Annotated in this window: 22 protein-coding genes and 1 pseudogene; 19 read left to right on the top strand and 4 right to left on the bottom strand. The window is 46.8% G+C overall.

Annotated features, from left to right (window positions below; all coding sequences use genetic code 11):
• The first annotated feature begins 144 nt into the window (after window positions 1-144).
• The 3 genes from AC2TDN_RS23815 (at window position 145) to AC2TDN_RS23805 (ending at window position 4160) form a co-directional block, all read left to right on the top strand.
• Window positions 145-465: a hypothetical protein gene (locus AC2TDN_RS23815; RefSeq protein WP_482065838.1), complete on the top strand. Its 321-nt coding sequence runs from the start codon at window positions 145-147 to the stop codon at window positions 463-465.
• Between the two features lie 50 nt (window positions 466-515).
• Window positions 516-1667, top strand: coding sequence for a hypothetical protein (locus AC2TDN_RS23810; RefSeq protein ID WP_484690411.1), 1152 nt, complete (start codon window positions 516-518; stop codon window positions 1665-1667).
• Window positions 1668-1907: 240 nt separating this feature from the next.
• On the top strand, window positions 1908-4160 hold the full coding sequence (locus AC2TDN_RS23805) for a type IA DNA topoisomerase (protein WP_484690410.1): 2253 nt from the start codon (window positions 1908-1910) through the stop codon (window positions 4158-4160).
• Window positions 4161-4244: 84 nt separating this feature from the next.
• Here the strand turns inward: AC2TDN_RS23805 and AC2TDN_RS23800 are convergent, their stop codons facing one another.
• Complete coding sequence (locus tag AC2TDN_RS23800) at window positions 4245-4979, bottom strand: HAD family hydrolase (RefSeq protein WP_484690409.1); 735 nt, start codon at window positions 4977-4979, stop codon at window positions 4245-4247.
• Window positions 4980-5125: 146 nt separating this feature from the next.
• On the opposite strand from AC2TDN_RS23800, the gene AC2TDN_RS23795 reads away from it, so the two are divergent.
• Window positions 5126-5263 carry a hypothetical protein gene (locus tag AC2TDN_RS23795; protein WP_482065991.1) on the top strand — a complete coding sequence of 46 codons (138 nt, stop codon included), beginning with the start codon at window positions 5126-5128 and terminating at the stop codon, window positions 5261-5263.
• 65 nt (window positions 5264-5328) lie between these two features.
• Here AC2TDN_RS23795 and AC2TDN_RS23790 read toward each other — a convergent pair whose 3' ends face one another.
• A complete protein-coding gene (locus AC2TDN_RS23790) occupies window positions 5329-5553 on the bottom strand; it encodes a hypothetical protein (protein ID WP_169081557.1) in 225 nt (74 codons plus the stop codon).
• A 159-nt stretch (window positions 5554-5712) separates the two neighbouring features.
• Between AC2TDN_RS23790 and AC2TDN_RS23785 the strand changes: the two genes are divergently transcribed.
• The 9 genes and pseudogenes from AC2TDN_RS23785 to AC2TDN_RS23745 form a co-directional block, all read left to right on the top strand.
• On the top strand, window positions 5713-6438 hold the full coding sequence (locus tag AC2TDN_RS23785; RefSeq protein ID WP_484690408.1) for a phosphonate ABC transporter ATP-binding protein: 726 nt from the start codon (window positions 5713-5715) through the stop codon (window positions 6436-6438).
• Window positions 6435-6947, top strand: a complete 513-nt coding sequence (locus AC2TDN_RS23780) for a GNAT family N-acetyltransferase (protein WP_484690407.1) — start codon at window positions 6435-6437, stop codon at window positions 6945-6947. Before AC2TDN_RS23785 ends, AC2TDN_RS23780 begins: the two co-directional genes overlap by 4 nt.
• 15 nt (window positions 6948-6962) lie before the next feature.
• On the top strand, window positions 6963-7574 hold the full coding sequence (locus tag AC2TDN_RS23775; protein WP_482065844.1) for a DUF3298 and DUF4163 domain-containing protein: 612 nt from the start codon (window positions 6963-6965) through the stop codon (window positions 7572-7574).
• A gap of 62 nt (window positions 7575-7636) precedes the next feature.
• Entirely contained in the window at window positions 7637-8236 is a 600-nt protein-coding gene (locus tag AC2TDN_RS23770) for a response regulator (RefSeq protein ID WP_484690406.1), read from the top strand.
• 52 nt (window positions 8237-8288) lie between these two features.
• Window positions 8289-8435 carry a hypothetical protein gene (locus tag AC2TDN_RS23765; protein WP_484690405.1) on the top strand — a complete coding sequence of 49 codons (147 nt, stop codon included), beginning with the start codon at window positions 8289-8291 and terminating at the stop codon, window positions 8433-8435.
• Window positions 8436-8664: 229 nt separating this feature from the next.
• Entirely contained in the window at window positions 8665-9345 is a 681-nt protein-coding gene (locus AC2TDN_RS23760; RefSeq protein ID WP_484690404.1) for an MOSC domain-containing protein, read from the top strand.
• A 5-nt stretch (window positions 9346-9350) separates the two neighbouring features.
• On the top strand, window positions 9351-10343 hold the full coding sequence (locus AC2TDN_RS23755; RefSeq protein ID WP_484690403.1) for a phosphotransferase: 993 nt from the start codon (window positions 9351-9353) through the stop codon (window positions 10341-10343).
• Window positions 10330-11253 (top strand): polysaccharide deacetylase family protein, encoded by a 924-nt coding sequence (locus AC2TDN_RS23750; RefSeq protein ID WP_482065849.1) that lies wholly within the window; start codon window positions 10330-10332, stop codon window positions 11251-11253. Before AC2TDN_RS23755 ends, AC2TDN_RS23750 begins: the two co-directional genes overlap by 14 nt.
• A gap of 57 nt (window positions 11254-11310) precedes the next feature.
• Window positions 11311-11718, top strand: a pseudogene (locus tag AC2TDN_RS23745) (AAA family ATPase); the annotation flags it as partial.
• Between the two features lie 696 nt (window positions 11719-12414).
• On the opposite strand, the gene AC2TDN_RS23740 reads toward AC2TDN_RS23745, so the two are convergent.
• Window positions 12415-13389: a YpdA family putative bacillithiol disulfide reductase gene (locus tag AC2TDN_RS23740; protein ID WP_484690402.1), complete on the bottom strand. Its 975-nt coding sequence runs from the start codon at window positions 13387-13389 to the stop codon at window positions 12415-12417.
• A 216-nt stretch (window positions 13390-13605) separates the two neighbouring features.
• On the opposite strand from AC2TDN_RS23740, the gene AC2TDN_RS23735 reads away from it, so the two are divergent.
• The 3 genes from AC2TDN_RS23735 (at window position 13606) to AC2TDN_RS23725 (ending at window position 18030) form a co-directional block, all read left to right on the top strand.
• Window positions 13606-14148, top strand: a complete 543-nt coding sequence (locus AC2TDN_RS23735; RefSeq protein ID WP_482065851.1) for an ADP-heptose synthase — start codon at window positions 13606-13608, stop codon at window positions 14146-14148.
• A gap of 312 nt (window positions 14149-14460) precedes the next feature.
• Window positions 14461-16206 (top strand): ABC transporter ATP-binding protein, encoded by a 1746-nt coding sequence (locus AC2TDN_RS23730; RefSeq protein WP_484690401.1) that lies wholly within the window; start codon window positions 14461-14463, stop codon window positions 16204-16206.
• A 15-nt stretch (window positions 16207-16221) separates the two neighbouring features.
• Entirely contained in the window at window positions 16222-18030 is a 1809-nt protein-coding gene (locus tag AC2TDN_RS23725) for an ABC transporter ATP-binding protein (protein WP_484690400.1), read from the top strand.
• A gap of 58 nt (window positions 18031-18088) precedes the next feature.
• Here the strand turns inward: AC2TDN_RS23725 and xerS are convergent, their stop codons facing one another.
• Window positions 18089-19183 (bottom strand): tyrosine recombinase XerS, encoded by a 1095-nt coding sequence (gene xerS / locus AC2TDN_RS23720; protein ID WP_484690415.1) that lies wholly within the window; start codon window positions 19181-19183, stop codon window positions 18089-18091.
• Between the two features lie 445 nt (window positions 19184-19628).
• Here xerS and sleB point away from each other — a divergent pair, with 445 nt between their 5' ends.
• The 3 genes from sleB (at window position 19629) to AC2TDN_RS23705 (ending at window position 22507) form a co-directional block, all read left to right on the top strand.
• On the top strand, window positions 19629-20285 hold the full coding sequence (sleB, locus tag AC2TDN_RS23715; RefSeq protein ID WP_484690399.1) for a spore cortex-lytic enzyme: 657 nt from the start codon (window positions 19629-19631) through the stop codon (window positions 20283-20285).
• 186 nt (window positions 20286-20471) lie between these two features.
• Window positions 20472-21191: a DsbA family oxidoreductase gene (locus tag AC2TDN_RS23710; protein WP_484690398.1), complete on the top strand. Its 720-nt coding sequence runs from the start codon at window positions 20472-20474 to the stop codon at window positions 21189-21191.
• Between the two features lie 227 nt (window positions 21192-21418).
• A complete protein-coding gene (locus AC2TDN_RS23705; protein ID WP_484690397.1) occupies window positions 21419-22507 on the top strand; it encodes a lactonase family protein in 1089 nt (362 codons plus the stop codon).
• Window positions 22508-22538 lie beyond the last annotated feature (31 nt).

The raw sequence follows: 22538 nt of genomic DNA, 5'->3' as shown, positions 1-22538 counted from the left end.
TATTTCCCATAATGAAAAATGGGATTAAATGAAAAATCCCCCTAACCAAGTAGGAGGATGCTAATAAAGATGGTTCGAGGAAACCCTTGTCCCATCAGCCTCGGCAAATGCCGAGAGGCTATTAGAGAGAATAGGAGGAACGACATGATAAAATATGGGCTAGACCGAATAACAGAGCTTACATTCAGCTCCTTTCAACCTGCGATAGAACTAAGGAACGAGCAGTGGGTGGATATTGTTCTTCGCTTTGAGCTAGCTCCTGATACGGAAGTACCTGATGACCTCATAGACTTTACGGCACTCGTCATTAGTACCATTGACGGGACGATCGCTCAAATGGTGCCTCTTGATGAGGGCTGCGACTGCGAGTATCAGTTTACGGTGAGCGAGAAGGAGCAAATTGCTGCTTTTATTATGCAGCCGCATATTCAAGCTGAGATTCGCAAACTTAGCTCACTATCATAAGGAAAGATGTGGTAAAATAGGGTTGAGATGACGCGAAGGGGCGATTCGTCATGCCAGCCGATGAAGCATACGTTCTGTCTAAGGCAGACGTTCGGAACATTCGAAGCTACGTTCAGCACAAATACGCTGCGATGCCGCAGGAGAAACGGGCAGAGATCGTAGCGGATGCGGTCAAACGGATCATACATAAGCAGTTGCCGAATTTCGAGAGCAGCGTGAAGCGATCCATCACGGGAACATTGATTCGAACAGCCGTTTTGGAGCGACAAAGACCAGTACGGGCTGAAGATATTTTTCAGGCCTGTTTGTTGCTGGACCGATCTGACACTCATATTTATGAGCCTTTCCATGAATGGGTCGAGCTGAAGCTGAATGTAAGCTGTATGAAGCCCGTCATGCAGCGTCTAATGGACGAGCTTTCATCTTCAAGGGAGCAATCGGACTTCTCGCATGCTGAGGCTGAGAACAGCCTTTTGACGCAGCTGAGAGGTTTACTAATAGCAGAAGGTGCCCAGGTTCGTGTTGAATCAGCAGCTGCGGGCACTGCCGAAGTAATTGCACTACCCACCGCTGGGTGGATGAATCCAGCAACTCGTAAGACAAGAGCAAGAGCTTACATGTATAGTGCATTATGCGTGCTCTTAATCATAACTACCTTATTTTATGGCAGGTCTTTAAGCAAGCCTTCCGAGCATAAGCTTCAGCCGACTGTTGCTGTGAAGCCTGCTCAGAAGCTGGCGGTACCTTCAGACGGGCTCCCTGCTGAGCTCCGTTATGTTGATATTGACCAGGCGCGATTGATTGATTTTTTGGAGAGCAAATCATCCATATTGGCTGAGAAGCACTATTTTGACGCTATTGTCAAAGCCGCCAAAAGCTTCGATATTCATCCTGTCGTGTTGTTTGCCATTACAGGCCAAGAACAGGGCTTTGTGCCGAAGACGAATAAACTGCATAAGCAGATCGCTAATAATCCCTTTAACGTTTTTCACAGCTGGAAGGAATTTAATACGAATATCGGACAATCCTCAGAGATCGCAGCGCGAACGGTATTCAACTTAAGCAAGGACCGGCCTGCGGATGTGGACCCGTTCACATGGATCAATCGGAAGTATGCGGAGGACCCAAAATGGTCAGACGGTGTCCGCTCTATTTTCACCACCATTAAGGCTTATTTGGAAGCTCCGTCAACTGGCGAGTAGAGATAGTTCCTGGTTCGTTAGAGCCACTATACAGTGAACCCATTTGGGACAATCATCCCATTGGGTTTTATTTTTTTTGACGGCACTTGTCGCTGCGAAGACGAAAAAGGATTCCTTTTTGGAAGAGAAGTCTGTAAAATGTTTAGAGGCAAGGCTGTGCGTGGCTAGTTCATGTTATGTATGGGTGGGTGGCACAATCAGCTGCGCTTATGAAATGCTTAAAGAAGGAGCGATTATCTTTTGAAGACATTAATCATTGCGGAAAAACCGGATATGGGCAGAAATATTGCAGCCGCAATCGATCCCAAAGCAAAAAATCACCGTTCCTACATAGAAGGCGAACAATATATTATTACGTGGGCAATCGGGCATTTGATCGGGCTTGCGGAGCCCGATGCTTATGACGATCGATATAAGAAGTGGAACATCAACGATCTCCCGATCATTCCGTCTCAATTCAAGCTGGTGCCTAACAAAAAAACGATCGATCAGCTTAAAGTCATCGGCGATCTTGCCAAACGCAGCAATTTGCTCGTCAATTCCTGCGATGCGGGGCGGGAAGGGCAATATATTTTTTCGCTTATTCAGCGGCATCTGGGGCTTAGCCAGCCGGTAAAGCGTCTATGGATCTCGGATCTTACGCCGGAGACGATTCGCAAAGGATTCGCCGAGCTGAAGGAGGGAGCCGAGTATGAGAATTTGACGCGTGCAGCAACGGCAAGAAGCGAAGCGGATTGGCTAATTGGAATGAACGGCTCGCGCGCCTTTACGACCAAACATAATGTGCTGCTCTCTGTCGGCAGAGTACAGACGCCTGTTCTTGCGCTCATTTACGACCGACAAAAGCAAATTGAGGCGTTCTCGTCCTTGAAGTTTTTTGAGCTGGAAGGACATTTCTCGCAAAATGAAATGTCATACCGAGGCATGTGGCAGGCCGAAAGAATGACCGATCAAGCGAAGGTTGAAGCCGTCGCAGCCAAGGTGAAGGGCAAGCAGGGACGGATTTCGTCTTATGAGGTGAAGGAAACGAAGGAGTATCCGTTCAAGCTTTATGATCTTACGCTGCTTCAGCGCGAAGCGAACGGCAAATATGCATTTTCTGCGAAAAAAACGTTGGATACGGCGCAAGCGCTATATGAGAAGCATAAAGTTATCTCTTATCCGAGAACGAACTCGAACTATGTGACGGAGCAGAACATTCCGGAGATGCACAAAACGCTGAATGCGCTGCAGGGTACAAGCTATGATGAGCTTGTAAAAGGGACGAATCGCAGTCTTGTCCACAAGGGAAACAAGTTTATTTGCAACCCGGCTAAGGTAGAGGATCACCATGCTATCCTGCCTACGAATCGCAAAGCAAACGGGCTAAGCCCGGATGAGCAGAAGCTTTATGACTTGATCGTTAGGCGATTTCTGTCCCAGTTCTATCCGCCTGCTGAATATAAGGTGCACACCGTCTTGACCGAGGTAGAGAACGAGATGTTCAAGACAACGGTCAAGGAGCTGCTGAGCTTGGGCTGGAAGGTTATCTATGCCGATCAGAAGAAGGAAAAGGCAAAGTCGACGGCCAAAGGCAAGGATAAGGAAGAAGCAGAGGAAGAGGAAATAGAGGTAAATGAGCCATTTTCGATCTCGGCAGAAGAGGGCATCGCCTGTACGGATGCCGTCGTGAAGGAGAAGGATACGCAGCCTCCGAAGCATTACACGGAAGGCACGCTGCTAAAGGCAATGGAAAGCGCGGGCAAGCAAATTGAGGACGAGGATGTTCGGGATGCGATGAAGGACTCGGGTCTTGGCACGCCTGCGACGCGCGCAGCAACGATTGAACGGCTCAAAAATGTCGGGTATATCGATATGCAGGGGAAGAAAATTCAAGTGACGCAAAAGGGCCGAACCGCTATAGAGCTCATTAGAGGTGCGGGAATCGACCTGCTTACCTCTCCGGAGATGACCGGACTATGGGAGCGGCGCCTGAATGAAATATCAAGAGGGACGGCCTCTGATGGACAGTTTATGGAGAACGTGAAAAAGTTCGCAACGATGATTGTCGACAAAGTTCGTGTGCAGTCGCGTGCTGCGAAAACCTCGTTTGAAAGCGAAGCGCCGGCTCCTGGCAAAGGAGCAGCGGGCAATGCGGCGGCTGCTCCGCGCAGCCGCGCAACGAGAGCGAAGGCGGCTGGAACAGCAACAGCGCAGAAGAGCGCAGCTTCTTCTAGTGCGCCTACAGTGATCACAACCTGTCCGCGTGCGGGCTGCGGCGGGTCTATCTTTATGGGGCGCAAAGGCTATGGCTGCTCGCATTATAAGGAAGGCTGCAAATTCGTCATTTGGAAGGAAAGCTTCGGACGAAGTTTAACCGATTCACAGGTGAAGGCACTCGTTGAAAAAGGAAAGACGACGAAGCTGAAGCTTGAGCTTGCAGACGGCACGCCAGGAGAAGGCCGAATCGTGCTTAGAAATGTAGATACAGGTGAGCTTGCCATTGAGCAGTGACAGGCCGCTGCTCAGAACAAATAGACTCGAATCCGTCCTCAGGTGCTTGCGAGGGCGGATTCGAGTCTATTTTTATTGCCTGCCTTATCGGTTCACATAACCATGAATAGCATCAGGCACATCCTTAAGGTGATCCAGCGTCAAGAAGGCGCCTTTAGGCTCGATTTCGATTTGAATAATATTGTATTCCCACTCGGCCACTGCGCGCATATGAATGGCATGGATGCCAGCCGTTAATGCAGGCACTACATCAGTCCGTATAGAGTTGCCTACCATCCAGGTGCTGTTGCGGTCGAACGTACCTTTGGATAAAATGCTTTCCAAGGCGTCGCTATTTTTCAAGTGACGGATATAGATGCGTGAGCCAAAGTAGCGCTCCAAATTCATTTTCTCAATTTTGCGACGTTGAATCGGCAGCTCGCCGCCTGTGTACAGGTGAAGCTCATGGCCAGCCTCTGCAAGCGAGAAAAGCGTTTGCTCCATATTGGGATAGGGCTCTGTATCATGCTCGTAGACGCTCAGACCAAGCTTCCATAGAAAGTTCTCTTCACTTGTAGAGCGTTTGCGTCCCGTTAAGTGAGAGTAGTGAATGTAAGTGTCGACAAAGGATTGCGGAAAGTGTTCGCTCTTAAAGCCAAACACGGCTACTGCAGCAATGTCGATCTCCATTTGCTTATCCCGTATCGCTTGTGCGGTGACGAGCGGCGAGGTGCCGAACCAAGTAGTCATCGCATCAATAAATTGATCGATCACGAGGTAAAAGTATTTATTACAGTGAATTAACGTATCGTCTAGGTCAAACATAATCTGTTGCTTCATATAAGCGATCTCCTTTGCGGAACTTGGAACTGTATGATCAATCTACCGCAATTGGAGGGGGTGAGTCAATGTGCGAAACACCAGCAGATAAACTTTTTACATAGTTATCCAATAATATCGGCATAATGATAGTGGAGGTGATTGGATTGGCATTTAACAAAAACAGCAAAACGGATAATCGTCAAAATCATTCTAGCTCACAAGGACAAGCGGGCAAGCTAAAAACCGATAAATTCGCGAAGCGCCCGCCAAGCTTAAACGGCATTAACAAACAGCTTCCTTAGTAAGAACGAATGGTTAAGCAACGTAAAAAGGAGAGCTTATATTGTCTGCTCTCCTCTTACTGAATCTATGCATATTTAAGCTGTGAAGCTCTTAATTGATTCTTAATAAAATCGATGCGCCTGCGAACATAAAAGTCCTTGCTGGCGCCCTTCAAATCTTTGGGAGTGATCACCTCCTCTGCAACATTATCAATGATGATAAGCCGTCCATCGGCGTAAAACTTAAACGTTAAATCGCGTCCAGGACGTCCATTCTCTAAATAACGGAAATTTTCGCAGATGTTACTCATGGTGATCAGGCCTCCTTCAAATGGTTGAATTCGATGATCAATAGAACGTTTGTTCTTGTTTTTAATTATACCAAACATTTGTTCGTATGGAAACTGTTTTTTGTTTGACGTAAACTAGATTCATAGAGGCAGTTGCTGTAAACAGAAGGAGCGCGGAAAATGATCAGAATAAAGAACCTATCCAGACGAATTCCAGGTGGGCCGAAGGTGCTTGACGATATTAGCTTCGAGGCTTATCCAGGTGACTTTATTGCTATAAAAGGCGATAGCGGGAGCGGGAAGTCAACGCTGTTACGCTGCCTTGCTTTGCAAGAAAAGTGGAGCGAGGGCACCTATCAATTCGATGGCAAGGATATTTTCAAGGAGGGCTTCTCGGGCAAGCTTAAAGTAAAGCAAGAGGTTGCTTACGTAGAAGAAAAACCGTTTCTGTTCCCTAATAAGACGGGACTCAAAAATGTAATTATCGGCTCCGTCACGCAAACGCCTGCTTGGCGCAGATGGACAGGCATGGTGCGAAATGACGATTATATGGGCGCTATGGATATGATCGAGAAGCGCGGACTACTTGAAAAAGCGCATCAAAAGGCCAGTACCCTAAGCGGCGGAGAACGTCAGCGTATGGCAATTGCCAGAGCGCTTGTTCATGGAGCCAAAGTTATTGCGGCAGATGAGCCGGTATCAGGCCTTGACCCGCATACGGCAGATCAGGTGCTAACGGATTTGAAAGCGCTATGCAAGGAGCAAGGCGTCATCGTCATCGCAGTTATGCATCAGGGCGACTGGGCAGAGCGGTTCGCGGATCGCATTCTCGGCTTAAAAAATGGCAAGCTGGTGCTCGACGTTAGCGGCAGAAGACTGACCGAACGCGAGAAGGCGCTGCTGTGAGCAAAATTGAGCTGCGCTTGATAGCAGTAGAGGAGCTTGAGGACGCTATTTCACTTGAACAGAGCTGTTATACGCCTGAAGCGGCGGCAACGCTGGCAGGCTTTCAATATCGTTATGAGCATTATCGGCCATATTTTTGGTCAGCTTGGGACGGGGATCAATTAGCAGGCATTACGAATGGCATACGTACAGAGCAGAACGCTTGCGGCGATGAAATGAAAGGCGTTCAGGCCGATTCACTAGCGGGAAGCAACTTTTGCGTGCTAACGGTTGCGGTAGATAAGGGCTATCGCAGGCAAGGGATCGGAGCTTTATTGCTTCGAAGACTCGTGAAGCAGTGCGAAGAGAGCGGCATCGATACGATTATTCTGATGTGCGAGCAGCATCTGATTCCATTTTACGAGGCAGAGCAGTTTGCGCTGCGGGGCGTTTCGTCCTCCACTCATGGCGGCATCGTTTGGTATGAGATGAGCCGTGCTTTGCATACAATGGAGCATCTTACCGAATAGGAAGGTGTCTTCATCATGCCATTTCAATCGCCTGTCGTCGTACAAACTGCCAAGGCTGATTTTCCAAAAGCGGAGCTGTCACTGCCTTATATAAGCGGGGGAAAAAGCGAGGCAGCAGATAAGAAAATAAACCATACGATCCATCAGGCCGTACAGCAGCTCGTTCACAATCAGGGCTCATTGGACGATCCAAGGGCTCAGATGCTGGGCTATTTTGAACAAAAGAACAATCAAAAGGATTATCTCAGCCTATCGTTGTTTAATTACGCCTTCACAGGCGGGGCGCATGGCTTGACGCTGCAGCAATCGCTGACCTTTAAGCAATCGACAGGGCAAACCTATACGCTGGCTCAGCTTTTTAAACCGGGAGCAGATTATGTCGGTCGGATAAGCGCCATCGTAAGTGCACAAATCAAGGAGCGGAAGATTGATACGCTTGAACCGTTTACATCCATACGGCCCGACCAAGACTATTATGTGGCCGATCGCTCGCTCGTCATTTACTTCCAGCTCTACGAGCTGGCGGCGTATGTTTATGGCTTTATATATTTTCCGATATCCGTCTACGAGCTGCAGGATATTATTAATGAGGATGGCCCTCTTGGTCCGATGCTAGTAAACGACTAGTATGGCTAATGCCTATTTTGGCTAAGCTGCAATCTGCCGCAAAGCTATAAGGAGACAACGAATTGATTTATTTTCTTCTACTCATCATCGCAGCAGTGCTTACCGCTATTTCGATTGTCTTCTACTATCAGCGTAAGAGGGAAAAGAAGCAACGTCTCATCAAAGATAGGCCAAAGGTACAACCCTCAAAAACGACGAGTACAATTGCAACAAAGCAAATGGATTCTAACTCGAATGCGGATGCAAGCGGGTTAGCCATAAGCGTCCATACGCATATGGCGAATCAAAAAAGAGCTATATTGGTCGTAGACGATCAACTTGCCATTCGAATGATGCTTACTGAATTATTTACGTCTCAGGGCATTGAGGTTTATGAGGCGAGCAATGGGAGCATCGCGCTGGAGCTGTTTGAAAAGCATACGGTTCACTGCGTTTTGCTCGATTTGCGAATGCCGGATACAAACGGAGTCGAGGTGCTTCGCGAGATAAGGAACCTATCAGCAGAGGTGCCCGTCATACTCATTACGGCTTATGCTGATCCTGAAAAATTGGAAGCTGCGGAGATGCTCGGCATAAGCAAATGCATCACCAAGCCTTTTGATATTATGGAATTGAAAGAGGAGGTTCTACGTTTGCTTGAGCAATACGGCAAGCAAGCGTAAGGTGAGGCCTCAGAAAGATTGCTTCGCATCTAATAGGATGCGAGGCTTTTTTTTGTTCCAGCTGAAACGGGTCTCCATTGCATGCCGACTGCAAACGGCTCATACAGTTACGTATGGAGGTGGACGTATGATCGAAATGATCGTTGGCGTTCTGCTGCTGTATGCGGTATTTCGCTGCTTTCAAACGTTTGAAATATAGGAAATATTCCGACTATTTAAAAAACATTTCCCGGGGAAGCGCAATAAGCTACATGAAAGAGAGCTTTTCGACATGCAAAGGGGAAAGCTGTAATAAAACATGTCGAAAGCGTTTGCATTGATATAATAACCCACATTAATTATTAATGTGGTTATATCTCTTTGCCAACATCTCCCTCCCAAGATTATAATAGTCAAATAAGAGATTCGAATAGGAGGAATCTGGGATAATGACAACACAATTGTCGGAGGCAAGCCTCGTATCATTGAATGTCGGCAAGCCTGTGGCCGTTGCGCATGGTTCAAAAGAGGTTATAACGGGTATCTTCAAGCAGCCTTCAGAGCTTTCGCATTTGCTCACCTTTACAGGGCTGCAAGGCGATGGGCAAGGCGATATGGTCAATCATGGCGGTCCGGATAAGGCGGTCTGCGTTTATTTTGAGAAGCGTTATTCCTATTGGCGGGATCTGCTCGATAAACCACTTGATTATGGAGCCTTCGGAGAAAATTTCACATTATCGAATTGGACGGAGGACGATTTGTGTATGGGCGATATCGTTCAAGCTGGTGAAGTCATCCTTCAAGTGAGTCAGCCCAGGCAGCCCTGCTTTAAGCTGGGTATAAGGCATCAGATGCCGGAATTACCGGGAAATGTTCAGCGCAATGGCTATACGGGATTTTATTTCCGAGTGCTTCAAGAGGGCAGCATAACAGCAGGAACGATGTTTTCCTTGACTCATAAACACCCTGCGCGCAAGTCGATTACAGAAGCTAACCGTGTGATGTACGTAGATAAAGAAGATATAAAAGGCATTCGTGAGCTGCTTGTCATTAAAGAGCTTGCGGCGAGCTGGCAGCAGCAGCTAGGAAGTAGGCTAGAAAAACTGATGATGGAAGAGCAAGGAGGATAAGAGGGTTGTATGACACCTTAGATTTTACAACATTTCTTAATGAATATGAGTTTCAAGAGCCTTGCAAGGTTGAGCTTAGGGAAAGCGGAATGAATAATACGACCCGCATGATCGCATCAGGCGGTCAACGATTTGTTCTGCGTATCTATAATAATCATAAGGATGAGAACATTGTCAGGTTGGAGCATGAGGTGCTGGCCCAATTGACGAGGCAGGAGCTCTCCTTTCGAGTGCCTGTGCCGATTCGCAATAAACGAGGCGATACGGTCAGCATATCGAGTGACGGCACGCTTTCTTCGTTGTTCCGCTACATTGAAGGGGACCGGCCAACAGCAGCTAATGCTGCACATGTGTATGCGCTTGGGCAAGCAGCAGCAGAGCTGACAGCTGCATTAGGCTATATTCAGCCAGAGGGCATGCCATTGTACAGTCCTTATTATTTATTGGAAAAGACTTACGCATCTATGGATATTGCTGCATTCTTATCGATGGCTGAACGTTCGGGGCCGCTTGCAGCAAGAAGATCCAGCTTCATAGCGATTAACGAGGAACGCCGCAAGCTTGCGGCAGAATGCGAAGAGCTTGCACTGCTGCCGCAGCAATGGATTCATGGTGATTTGGTTTTCAACAATACCGTGTCTAATGACGATGAGATAATCGGCGTGCTGGATTTTGAGTTCACGACGGTTGACGTAAGGGCAATGGAGCTTGCCGTTATCGCTGTTGATCTCATCAAGCCAAGTAATACGGCCGTTTCGGAAAAGGTGAAGCTCTTGCTGCAAGGCTATCTGAATACGCTGCCTTTATCCGAACAGGAGCTGAAGAAGCTGCCGTCCTTAATGAAATTGCGCTTGCTGGACGTAGCGCTGCATTTTGCCGTTCGTTTAAGAGATCAGTTGGACAAAGAGGATGTGCTTTGCAGCATTATCGATCAATGTATGTTTGGCTGCGATTGGATCAATGAGAACTGGGAGGATGAAATAAATGAGTTTAGCTAAGGCGCTAGGATATGATGAAGGTGAAAAGCTGCTTCTTGTAAACGCGGACGATTATGGATTATGTCACTCGGTGAATAACGGCATCCAGCAGCTACTGCTTGATAGCACGGTTAGCTCGGCTACCTTAATGATGCCCTGCGGCTGGGCACGGGAGGCTGCGCTTTGGAGCGCGAGGCATCCCCAAATCGATGTTGGCGTACATTTTACGTTTACAAGTGAATGGGATCTCTATCGCTGGGGACCGGTTAACCGCAAAGGGAGTACAGACTCGCTTGTTACAAATGAAAATTATTTTCCGAAGGATTGCAAGACGTTCGAGCAGCAAGCTGATCCTGAGCAGGTAAAACAAGAGATGATTGCCCAAGTGGAGATGGCATTAGCTATGGGAATGAAACCATCGCATGCCGACAATCATATGGGCAGCCTTTATGGATTAGAGACGGGACGCCACTTTTTGCCAATCGTATTTGAAGTATGCGCTTCCTATGGTTTGCCGTTCCGTTTGCCTCGTTATTTACTGCAGGAGAATGGCCAGGTAGCCCCGCCAGAACTTGCGGAGCAAGTTAAGCAGCTTGCGCAGCTTGCCGATTCGAAGGGGGTCGTCATATTAGACTATTTGGTGGGGCTTCCATTCAAGCTGCAGGATGGCGAAGACTATGATTCACTAAAAACTAGCATGCAGCAGCTATTGAAGAGTCTGCATCCAGGTGTAACCGAGCTTATCATTCATCCTTCACTCGTCACGGAAGAGCTGAATGCTTTTCACGGGCAGCCGCTTAAGCGTGGGATGGAGCTGGAGCTGTTCCGCGACTCTGAGATCAGACAGACGCTGCAGGACGAAGGCATCCGCATGATCCGTTGGCGGGAGCTTCAGAAGCTGCAGCGCGAGCGTACCGGATTTGCAAAGTAACCTATTCGAAGGAGCTGACTTATGTCTTTTGAAACGATAAAACAGTTGACAGAATAGGTGAAAGCAAATATTGGACGTGTAATCGTTGGCAAAGAGGAAGTCGTTGATTTACTGCTCATCGGACTTATAACTTCCGGGCATGTGCTGCTTGAGGATGTTCCAGGTACGGGGAAGACGCTGCTCTCGAAATCGCTAGCCAAATCGCTAGCGCTCACGTTTAGACGAAGACAGTTTACGCCCGATTTACTTCCATCGGATTTGAGCGGCATTCATTTCTTTAATCAAAAAATAAGCGAGTTCGAATTTCGAGCAGGTCCGTTGTTTACAAATTTACTGCTTGCCGATGAAATCAATCGCACAACGCCTCGAACGCAATCCAGCTTGCTTGAATGTATGGAGGAGCGGCAAATAAGCATTGACGGGGAAACGAAGCAGCTAGAGCGTCCCTTCATGGTAATCGCTACGATGGTCTAACCTGCGTTATGGCGTGAGGCTTTTGCTAGCGATAGCGATTGGCGGGTTGGATGGCGCATTGATTATCGGTAACGGTATGGCGATAAGGAGCCGGATGAGCAACAGGTGGAAGCTTTTAAAAGCAATTGGAGAAGAAGAGTTAGAGAATGCATAGGAAGCTTCTTGCGAATGAATGAGTAGTTTGATGATATCGCTTTGATATTGACATAAAAGAAGCGACAGACGGAATGGCGTGCAAATTGACTATCAATTTGACACGCCATTTTGATTTATTTTTCGAAGGAAGGTATAGGCAAAGAAAAAGGGGGAGTGTGCTTTCATTAGCGAAGAATAAAAGACACAGGAGACAGGAGACAATGGTGGGACTAGATTTTCTCCCTTTAATATCCAGGTTTTTACCTATTTAGGGTAAAAATACCGTTATTAACGGGAGTTTTTCCAGTTAAATGATCGAAAGGCAGCTCCATTGGAGAATTAGCAGGACATTTTCCTGTTGTTGAATATGTCGAGCGGCAGCTATAAAAATGACCGATATGCATAACGAGCCTTAGAAGCGCTAAGCGACTCTAAAGGCTTGACTCTAAAGGCTTGACTCTAAAGGCCCGACTCTAATGGCTCGGTTCCATTTTAAAGTCAGCAGCTATAAGGTGTGGCTATGGATCTAGAGTTAAAGGTGTGGCTATGGATCTATCTTTTGCTAACAATATGCTCAGCTATTTTGTTTCCATGGTAACGGCCGGATTCGATAAATATTTCATTCGCTTCATGACGGGATGCCACGACTCCTGCCAGATAGATACCGGGTACATTCGTTTCCATCGTCTCTTGATCGAAGGTAGGAAAGCCTTCCTCCTCCATCGTAACCCCGGTCGCGGTTAAGAAGTTGCGATCAGGATGGAAGCCGGTAAGCGCCAAAACAAAGTCATTCGGTAATTCCATATCGCCTTCAGGCCCTTGCACGGTTATAGAAGTGTTTTCAATGGCGACTACTTTGGATTGGAACAGCATGTTGATTAATCTATTAGTCACCTTGCTCTGAAAGCCTGGCTTCACCCAAGGCTTGATGCTTGTGGAATAATCCTCGCCTCGATAGACGACTGTCACTTCCGCGCCTACGCGTTCTAATTCAAGCGCTGCGTCGATCGCCGAGTTGCTGCCGCCGATAATAGCTACCTTCATGCCGACGTAAGGATGAGATTCGCGGAAAAAATGGCTGACCTTGTCGAGCTGCTCACCAGGAATGCCAAGCTCGTTCGGATGGTCAAAATAACCCGTCGCTATGACGACATACCGGCTTTTGTACATGCGCTTATTGCCGAAACGGTCCTCGCCCTGCAGAATGTAGGCGCCATCCTCTGGCGTAATGCTAGTAATCGCTTCATACGCCTGCACACGAACGCGGTTACGCTGAGCGGCAGTACGGTAATAATTCAGAGCTTCCAGCCTAGAAGGCTTATCATTGGCGGTCGTGAATGGAATATTACCTATTTCAAGCTTTTCCGGCGTGCTGAAAAAATGCATATACGTCGGATATTGCGAGATCGAATGAACGATATTTCGTTTTTCTATGACAAGGGGTTGAAGCCCGATCTTCTCAAGCTCGATCGCTGCCGCCAAGCCGCAGGGGCCTGCTCCAATTATGATCGCTTCTTCTATTTGCATATGTATTACCTCCTAAAATATGACGAAGCAAGTGCAGCTTCCAGTATTTCATCTAAAGCTCATTTTACTGCTAGACGCATATTTTGTGCAAATTTGGTGTTTTGACTATCTTGTACAGGCATTGGATTATTGTATAATAATGTGGAACCGTTCTTGTTAAGCAAATGAGCTCATAAGAAGCTAATATTCGTTCATAAAATGATTGGAGGAGATCACATGCGGCGGCGTTTTGTAATAGAAGCAGTATTGGTGGCAACGTATGGGCATCTTCTTGTACCTAGCCGTCCAATTGATTATGTCGTGCCTTATTCATCCATAGCAGAATTGTATGAAATGAGGGATGGTGTCGATCCTGTCATGGATGATCCTGATGATGATGGGCATGTAAAAAGCAAAATAAACGAGCTCATTGCTTTCTTTGAGGATTCACTCAATCGGAAAAAAATTGAAAAAGCGATGCAGGTGCCGTGGAGAGAAAGCTCGCCATTGCTCCTTAATGACATGATACAATTTACCGTGGTGCATGCTGTCGATAACGCGCATTATGGCGAAATGTTCGATCCCATCGAAACCGAGCTGCTGCTAACGGGCTTGAAGCTGAATTTGCCTTTGCTTTCTGATCAATTCGAGTTTCAGGATAAGCTGATAGAAGCCGAGGTGCCGGTACAAATTTATGATATAGAGGATTTTGAGTTTGCGGTAGAAGAGGGGATTTCCACAAGCGATATAGATCTCCCTTTGGAGTCGGACAGATTTTAATATTTTTTTCCAAACCCCTCTTGCGCAAAGACGGAATACGATGTTAAGATTTGGGTGGGCTAGGAAGAAATGATCAATCGGAATACGAAAAGGGGGGCTTAAGGATGTTTAACAATTGGACTTTTAAAAATGTCGACGGCGTACAGAGCAGCATGCATTTTCATATGTCCAATCAAACATGCCGACAGGCCTGCCTTCGTGCACTGGTGTCAACGTAGCTAATTTGCTTCGTTGTCCGCCATCATACGAAGACCTCAAGCCAATTGTGGCTAGAGGTCTTTTTTTGTTTCCTAGAGGAAAGGGGTTGTCCCAATGAAAACGCTGTTGCGATTGATGATTTACGTAAGACCAAGTGCCAAATGGGTGTTTATCGCCGTCACCATTATGATTTTAGCGACGATATTTGATTTGGTTGCACCTTGGGTTTTAAGGGAAATTTTTGATGAAGGCATTGCAAAGCGGGATATGGGCGTCGTAATCGGACTTACGCTTGCACTTGCAGGCATACAGGCTCTCAAGAGCGCAGGGATGTTTGTACAGAGCTATTCGCAAGAGCTAGTCGGGCAAAATGTCGTGTTTAAGCTGCGAAAGGAGCTTTACGAGAAATTGCAGCGCTTGTCATTTTCGTATTATGATCGGGCGCAGACAGGCCAATTGATGTCTAGAATGACAGGCGACATTGATGCAGTGAAAAATTTCATCGGGTTTGGCGCGATGAATTTATTTACGGGCATGCTTACCTTCCTCGGAACGATCATCTTCATGATGTCGATGCAGTGGCAGGTTACGGTGATCAGCTTGATCACGATTCCGTTTATTTTGTTCGTATTGTACCGTTTTAATCATAAGGTAGGACCCGCTTGGTCTAACATTCGCGAGCAAATGGGCCGATTGACGACGACGCTGCAAGAAAATATTTCAGGGATTCGTGTCGTCAAGTCGTTTGCGACTGAGTCGGTCGAGCAGCGGAAATTCGCTGACCGGAATGAGCAAAACTTCGAAACGAATATGGAGCGCGCGAAGCTTGAGGCGAAAGCCTTTCCACTCATGGGCTTCTATGGCGGCATTACCTTTGTCATGATGATCTGGATTGGAGCGATCTTTGTCGTTCGTGACGAGATGTCGCTTGGCACCTTTATGGCGTTTCAATGGTACACCTGGGGCATTATTTGGCCCCTGAACATGCTTGGCTGGCAAATTAATATTTTTCAGCAAGCAATTAAAGCAGCTCCGCGCGTGTTCGAGGTGCTTGATACGCCTATCGATATCGAGAATCCCGCTCAAGGAAAAGAAACCGTCAATATGAATGGAAATGTGAAGTTCGACAGCGTTACCTTCCATTTTGCCGATCAAGATGCTGCCAAGGATAAGCCGATCCTTGACGATGTTTCCTTTGAGGTGGAGCAGGGCGAGGTTATTGGCGTGCTTGGAGCAACGGGCTCAGGCAAAAGCAGTCTAATTGGCTTGCTGTCGCGGTTTTATGATGTATCCGGCGGCCGCGTTCTTATTGATGGCATTGATGTGCGGAATTACGAGCTTGACGGTTTGCGCAGAAGCGTAGGGATCGTGCCGCAGGAAACGTTCCTGTTCTCCGCTTCGATTCGCGATAATATCGCTTATGGCTATCCCGATGCAACGCAAGCGCAAATTGAGGACGCAGCACGCAAATCGCAAATTCATGCTTTTATTGAAAGCATGCCAGACGGCTATGATACCCGCATCGGTGAACGCGGGGTTGGCTTATCCGGCGGCCAGCGGCAGCGTGTAGCGCTTGCGCGCGCGATTCTAATGGACCCGCCTATTCTCGTGCTTGATGAAGCGACGGCAAGCGTGGATACGGCGACAGAATCGGCTATTCATGAGGCTTTGCTGGAAGTGATGAAAGGCCGGACGACGTTCATTATCGCGCAGCGGCTTTCTTCCATTCAGCACGCAGATCGAATCATTGTCCTTGAGAACGGCCGACTGACCGAGCAGGGTACACATAAGGAATTAAATGAAGGCAATGGCTTCTTCCGGCAATTGTTTGACCGTCAGAAGCAAATCGCTCATCAATAGAAAAGAGGTGAAACCATGAGCCAAGTGGAGTGGGATTCGGATACTGAGATTGAAGAGAAGCCATTTAACAGCAAATACATGCGACGCATGCTTCGGTATCTTGCCCCTTATCGCAAATTAATGACATGGGTCGTTATCATCGTGCTCATTAATATGCTGCTGAGCTTATCAGAGCCGATTATTCTTGCTTACATCATTGATAAAGGAATTTTAGCCAAGGATTACACCGTTATCCATGTGCTTGGCGCTGTGCTGCTTGGCATTAAGCTTATTAGCTGGCTTTTTAGCTGGATGCATACGAGATGGATCAATTTTACCGGACAACGCATTTTGTTTGATTTGCGTCAGCAATTATTTAATCATTTGCAATCGTTATCGTTCCGTTTCTTCGACGGTCGTCCTGCAGGAAAGATCATGTCCCGCATTACTAACGATACAAATGCCATTGGCGAGCTGATAAACGGCGGGTTAATTACGATGGTCATGGAAGTGACGCATCTGCTCGGTATCGTCATCATTTTAGTATGGATGGATTGGCAGCTCGCTTTGCTTTCCTTTATTATGCTGCCTTTGCTTTATTTTATCGTAGCGAAGCTGCGCCCAAAAATCGAGGGCTCGTGGTCGCGTTCGCGTTCAACCATGTCGTCCATTAACGGCAATCTGAATGAAACGATTCAAGGAATACGCGTTATTCAAGCCTTTTCCCGCCAGCGGACGAACAACGAACGTTTTAATGGCATCAATACAAGGAACAAGCAGGCGTTCATGCGAGCCATTACTTTGGAATCCACCGTCTATCCTCTGGTCGAAATGATCGGGATGATCGGAACCTGTATCGTCGTCTGGTTTGGAGCGATGCGCGTTATGGAAGGCGTGCTCACGCTTGGGTTTATTATGGCGTTTATTAACTATTTGTGGCGTTTCTGGGGGCCGCTTAGCGCATTGTCGAAGGTTTACAGTCAATTGCTATCGGCAATGGCTTCCGCTGAGCGTATTTTTGAAGTGCTGGATACCGATCCGGAAGTGAAGAACAACAAAGAGGCTCGCGAGCTGCCGCAGGTTCACGGAGAAGTTTCGTTCGAGAACGTTTCCTTCCGCTATGAGGAAAATAAGCCTAACGTGCTGCATGATGTTTCCTTTCATGTGAAGCCAGGCCAACGGGTCGCTTTGGTTGGGCCAACCGGAGCGGGAAAGAGTACGATCGTTAATCTATTGATGCGATTTTATGATGCAACTGAGGGCTCTGTTCGCATCGACGGCGTGGATGTCAAGCAGGCCACGCTTGAATCCTTGCGCAAGCAGATGGGGATCGTGCTGCAGGATTCCTTTATATTCGCAGGTACGGTAGAAGAGAATATGCGGTACGGCAACGAGGATGCTTCCGAAGATCAGCTTGTAAAAGCAGCGGAAAGCGTTAGGCTCGACCGAGTTGTCGCCAAGCTCTCGGATGGCTATCAGACGGAGCTGGAGGAGCGGGGCTCGAAGCTCTCCGTAGGGCAGAGGCAACTGCTTGCATTTGGCCGCGTGCTGCTGTCCGATCCGAGAATTCTAATATTAGACGAGGCTACTTCGAGCGTGGATACAGAAACGGAGCAGCATATTCAAGAGGCTTTGCAGACGCTGCTTGCCGGCAGAACGGCATTTATTATCGCACATCGACTATCGACCATCAAGGACGCCGATCTTATCTTGGTAGTAGAGGATGGCCGAATTGCCGAACAGGGCTCGCATGCGGAACTCATGAAGCAACGCGGCATTTATGCCAATCTTATTTTAACGCAGCTTTCGATGCAGGAATCTGTTATTTTGCAAACGAGCTCCTAAGCGTGCGGATTAAGGGGATAAAAAAAGAGGGCAGGCAAGCGAGCGCGTGAAGGAAGCGCTAGCTTGACTCGTCCTCTTTTTTCGTGCGATCGATTGCTTGTGCCATCGTTTTGTCGGTTAAATGCGCATAGATCTGTGTCGTTTCTGGTGAGGCATGCCCAAGCTGCTCTTGGGTTTTGTAGATGTCATTTCGCAGGTAGTAGTCGGTAGCGAAGCTATGTCTCAGCTTATGAACGGATAAGTACGGCTTGCCGAAGCGCTTCGCGTATTTGATGACCATTTCTTGAATTGCTCTCTTTGTCATGCGCGAGCCTTCTTGCTTGCCATTGGCTATGGCGAGAAACAAAGCTTTCTCACGCTTAGGAGCTTTGTAGCGCATTTCACGGAGAGTCATATATGCTTGCAAATCCTCCACTGCTTCTTGACGGAAATAAACGGGCGTTTTGAACGTATCATCATTTTTACCTTTGCGATAAACGTACGACAGCTTTTTTTTAAGATCAATATCATCTACGTTCAAATTAACAAGCTCCGAGACGCGCAGGCCAGAATGCAAAATAAAGCTGATGATGCACGCATCTCGCGTCATGTTTAGTTCATATGCGTAAAGCGCCTGCTTATTAGAGGCGACATCAACCCCGTAATATTGTTTAATATAAGCCATAAACTCCGATATTTCTTCCTCTTGAAGCAGCTTGCCTTCGAGCTTAGCCGCAGTATCCTTGGGCTTATGCGTTCGCTTAATCGCTACCTTCGCCATCACGTTGCGCTTAAGCAGCGGATAAAACTCCTCATCCTCCGCAATTTGGCTCAAATAATGGAACAAGGAACGGAGGGAGGAGAGCTTGCGAGATATTGTAGTCTTGCTGTTGCGCTCCTCCTTGTAAGTCGATAAGTACATGCGAAAGCCGTCAATGCTGTCCATATGCAGCTTTTCCAGCTCAAGTAAAGCTACATCTTTAATCCGTGTCGCTTCGGACAGTCCCTCAGCCATCAACCAATTCAGAAATGTTTCATAATCCCTCATATATTCGACTAGCGAGGAAGGCGACAAATCCGGCAGCTTATAATTAATAAATTTTTCAATATACCAGGGCATGGAAGGGAGCCGTTTATCGAGCTCTTCACGATCCTTTTGCTTTAAAATATTGATAGTAAGCCACCTCCACTAATAATCGGGAAATCCGTTAACGACACTAAATGAACATAACAATAATTATGTAAACAAATTCGAGCATTCACACGGAACAGAATAGTTTCATTGTAACAATTGAGGCAGGGGTGGACAACGTAAACAGGGATATTCATGGTTATCGTTTTAGTAGAAAGTGGTCATTGCCGAGCTTCACTTAAAAATAATAAGCGACGATGCTCCATTCATGTAACTATTTTAGTTACAATTTGCTTATAAAATCAACTTTTTGTTTCAAAATGATTTGGATTTGTAAATTAGTAAATGTATGTAATTGCTCATTCACGGTTACATTTCAAAAATAACTGTGCTAAAATCGAACGAACCAGTCGACCGGTTAACAATTTAAATATATTTTGCATAAAATTTGTTTGTTTTATGAGATTAGGGAGGATTATTTCTTAAAATGAAAATAAAATATATCCAATATATTATGGCATTTATTCTTGTTTCTACGATGGCATTTGACATTCCAGTGCAAGCTGTTCATGCTGCTTCGCCAGCAACGCTAAAGATAGGCAGCTCGGGTCCAGATGTGCCGGATTTGCAATATCGTTTAAAGACATTAGGTTATTTTAACACGGATGTAACAACTTACTTTGGCAAAACGACGTTGGAGTCACTGAAACGTTTTCAGAAGGCATATGGAATCAGGGTGGACGGCGTCGCCGGCAAAAAGACTTGGGAAACGTTGAAGAAGGTTTCGGTAAACAAGGCAGAGCTGGATATGCTGGCAAAAATCATTTATGCCGAAGCCCGCGGCGAATCCTATAAAGGTCAGGTTGCGGTTGGTGCCGTCGTTATGAATCGGATGGCTTCGTCCAGCTTCCCTAGTTCGGTCAAAGGCGTTATTGAGCAGCCGAGAGCCTTTACCGCTGTTGACGATGGTCAATATAAGCTTAAGCCGGACAAGACATCCTATAAGGCAGCTCAGGATGCGGTGAAAGGCTACGATCCAACGAACGGGGCGATCTATTACTTCAATCCAGATACTGCAACATCTGATTGGATCTGGTCGCGCAAGCAAACCATTAAGATTGGTCGACATATTTTCGCAGAATAAAAGTAAATTTCGGTGTTTAGAAGAAAACGATGCAAATCGGCAAGTGAATTTGGCCTTGCCGTCAGCATCGTTTTTCTGTTTGTTCTACATATTTGTCAATGAGAAGTTTTCAAACTCGTAACCAAACATGTTACAATACGAAATAGAGCATTTTTTTTTTCCGAAAAATTATCGGAGGTGTCTGTGATGAAGGTGGAAATTTGGTCGGATTATGTGTGTCCGTTTTGTTATATAGGCAAAAGAAAGTTCGAGCAAGCGCTCGAGAAATTCGTACACAAAGATCAAATCGAGATCGTGTTTCGCAGCTATGAGCTGGATCCAAGCGCTGATCCTAATTCCAATATTAGCACATACAGCATGCTGGCATCCAAATACGGGATGAGCATCGAGAAGGCAAAAGAAACGACGGTTGGTGTAACGGAGCAGGCAGCAGCCGTTGGTCTTGCTTTTCATTTTGAAGGTACGAAGGAAACAAACACGTTTGACGCGCACCGCGTCGTTCATCTTGCAGCCCAGCAAGGCAAGGATAAAGAAATGTCCGAAAGACTATTCAAAGCCCATTTCACAGATGGAGAAAATGTTGGCAATCGCGAGCGGCTAGCTGTGCTTGCCGCTGAAGTTGGTCTGGATGCTGCCGAAGTAGCCCAAATGCTTGAAACGGAACAATTCTCAGATGCCGTTCGCGGTGAAGAAGACGAAGGCAGCCAGCTTGGCATTCGCGGCGTTCCTTTCTATGTCTTTGATCGCAAATATGCCGTCTCCGGCGCTCAATCGCCTGAGGTATTTTTGGATACGCTAAACAAAGCATGGAAGGAGAAGCATCCTACGTTTATACAAGTAAATGACGGGGATGCCGACGCTCTTTGCACAGATGGGCACTGTATTCCGGATTCATCAAAATCCTAACGGGAAAAATATAAAAGTTCCAATTGCCAAGGTCGCCGAGAAAGTTTGTCCCGGCGACCTAGTTGTCTGGACTGGCAGCAGCTGGGAACGACTTGCAAGCATATCTTAATGCGTAAATGTAGAACTTAATTGTCTGGAATGCGATCACGACTTATAATAGATAACGGTAAACAAGTCAGACGCTCGTACTCGTGCTCTGATACGCTAACGTTAAGGGGGAATTATTCGTGACAGTTGAACAGGAGCGACTGCTAGTGTTCGCAGGCTCATATGCGGAAGCGGAGGAATGCGGCGTTTATGTGTATGATTTCGATGAAGAATCGGGCACATTAACGTTGACAGATGAGTTCGTCGGACTCAAAAACCCGACATTTCTTAATGTTGATGCCGATCGCAAGCTTTTGTACGCCATCGCCGAGACCGTGAATCAAGAAGGACAGAAGGTTGGCGAAGCGGCCGCTTTTTCAATTGATGCTGCCAAAGGCTCAATTCAAATTATGAACCGTGCCATAACGGTTGATTCGACGACCTGCCACATTCAGCGTGATGCGGACAGCCGGTTTTTGACGGTTACCAGCTATCATGGCGGAATGATTGGTCTCATTTCCATTACAGAAGAAGGAGGTATCGGAGAGGTTCTTGACGTTCAGCAGCATGAAGGCAGCAGCCAGCATCCTGATCGCCAGGATCGTCCGCATCCTCATTCCTCATTCTACAGCCCAGATGGCCGATATTTACTCGTATCGGATTTAGGACTTGATCGCATCGTTACATACGCTTTAGATGCTGGAAATGGCAAGCTTGTGCGTCAAAACGAGGTTGCGCTGCATGCTGGCGCTGGCCCTCGGCATTTGTCGTTCCATCCAAACGGAAGGTACGTCTATGTCATTAACGAGATAGATTCAACGATAACTTCGTTTATCTTCAATAGTGAGACCGGTGCGTTAACGACATTGGAAACCGTAAGCACATTGCCAGCAGATTTTAAAGAAGAGAATTCATGTGCTGAAATTACAATATCTGCAGACGGCAAATTTGTGTATGGTTCTAATCGCGGGCATGACAGCATTGTCGTATACGCGATTGATGAGCAGACAGGCTTATTATCGCTTGTTCAGCACAAATCGGTAGAGGGCGCTCATCCACGCCATTTTGCATTGACGCCAAGCGGACGTTATTTGCTTGCTGCAAGCCGGGACACGAACAATATTGCAGTCTTTGCGGTTGATAAAGACAATGGGAAGTTAACGTATACTGGCCACAGCACTACTGTATCCAAACCAGTGTGCGTAGTTCCTATTTATTTAACGTTATAAACAATTAATATCATTAGTACAGAAGTGAAAA

This window comes from Paenibacillus sp. Y660 (assembly GCF_057221575.1).
This window is presented reverse-complemented; position numbering and strand designations above follow the sequence as displayed.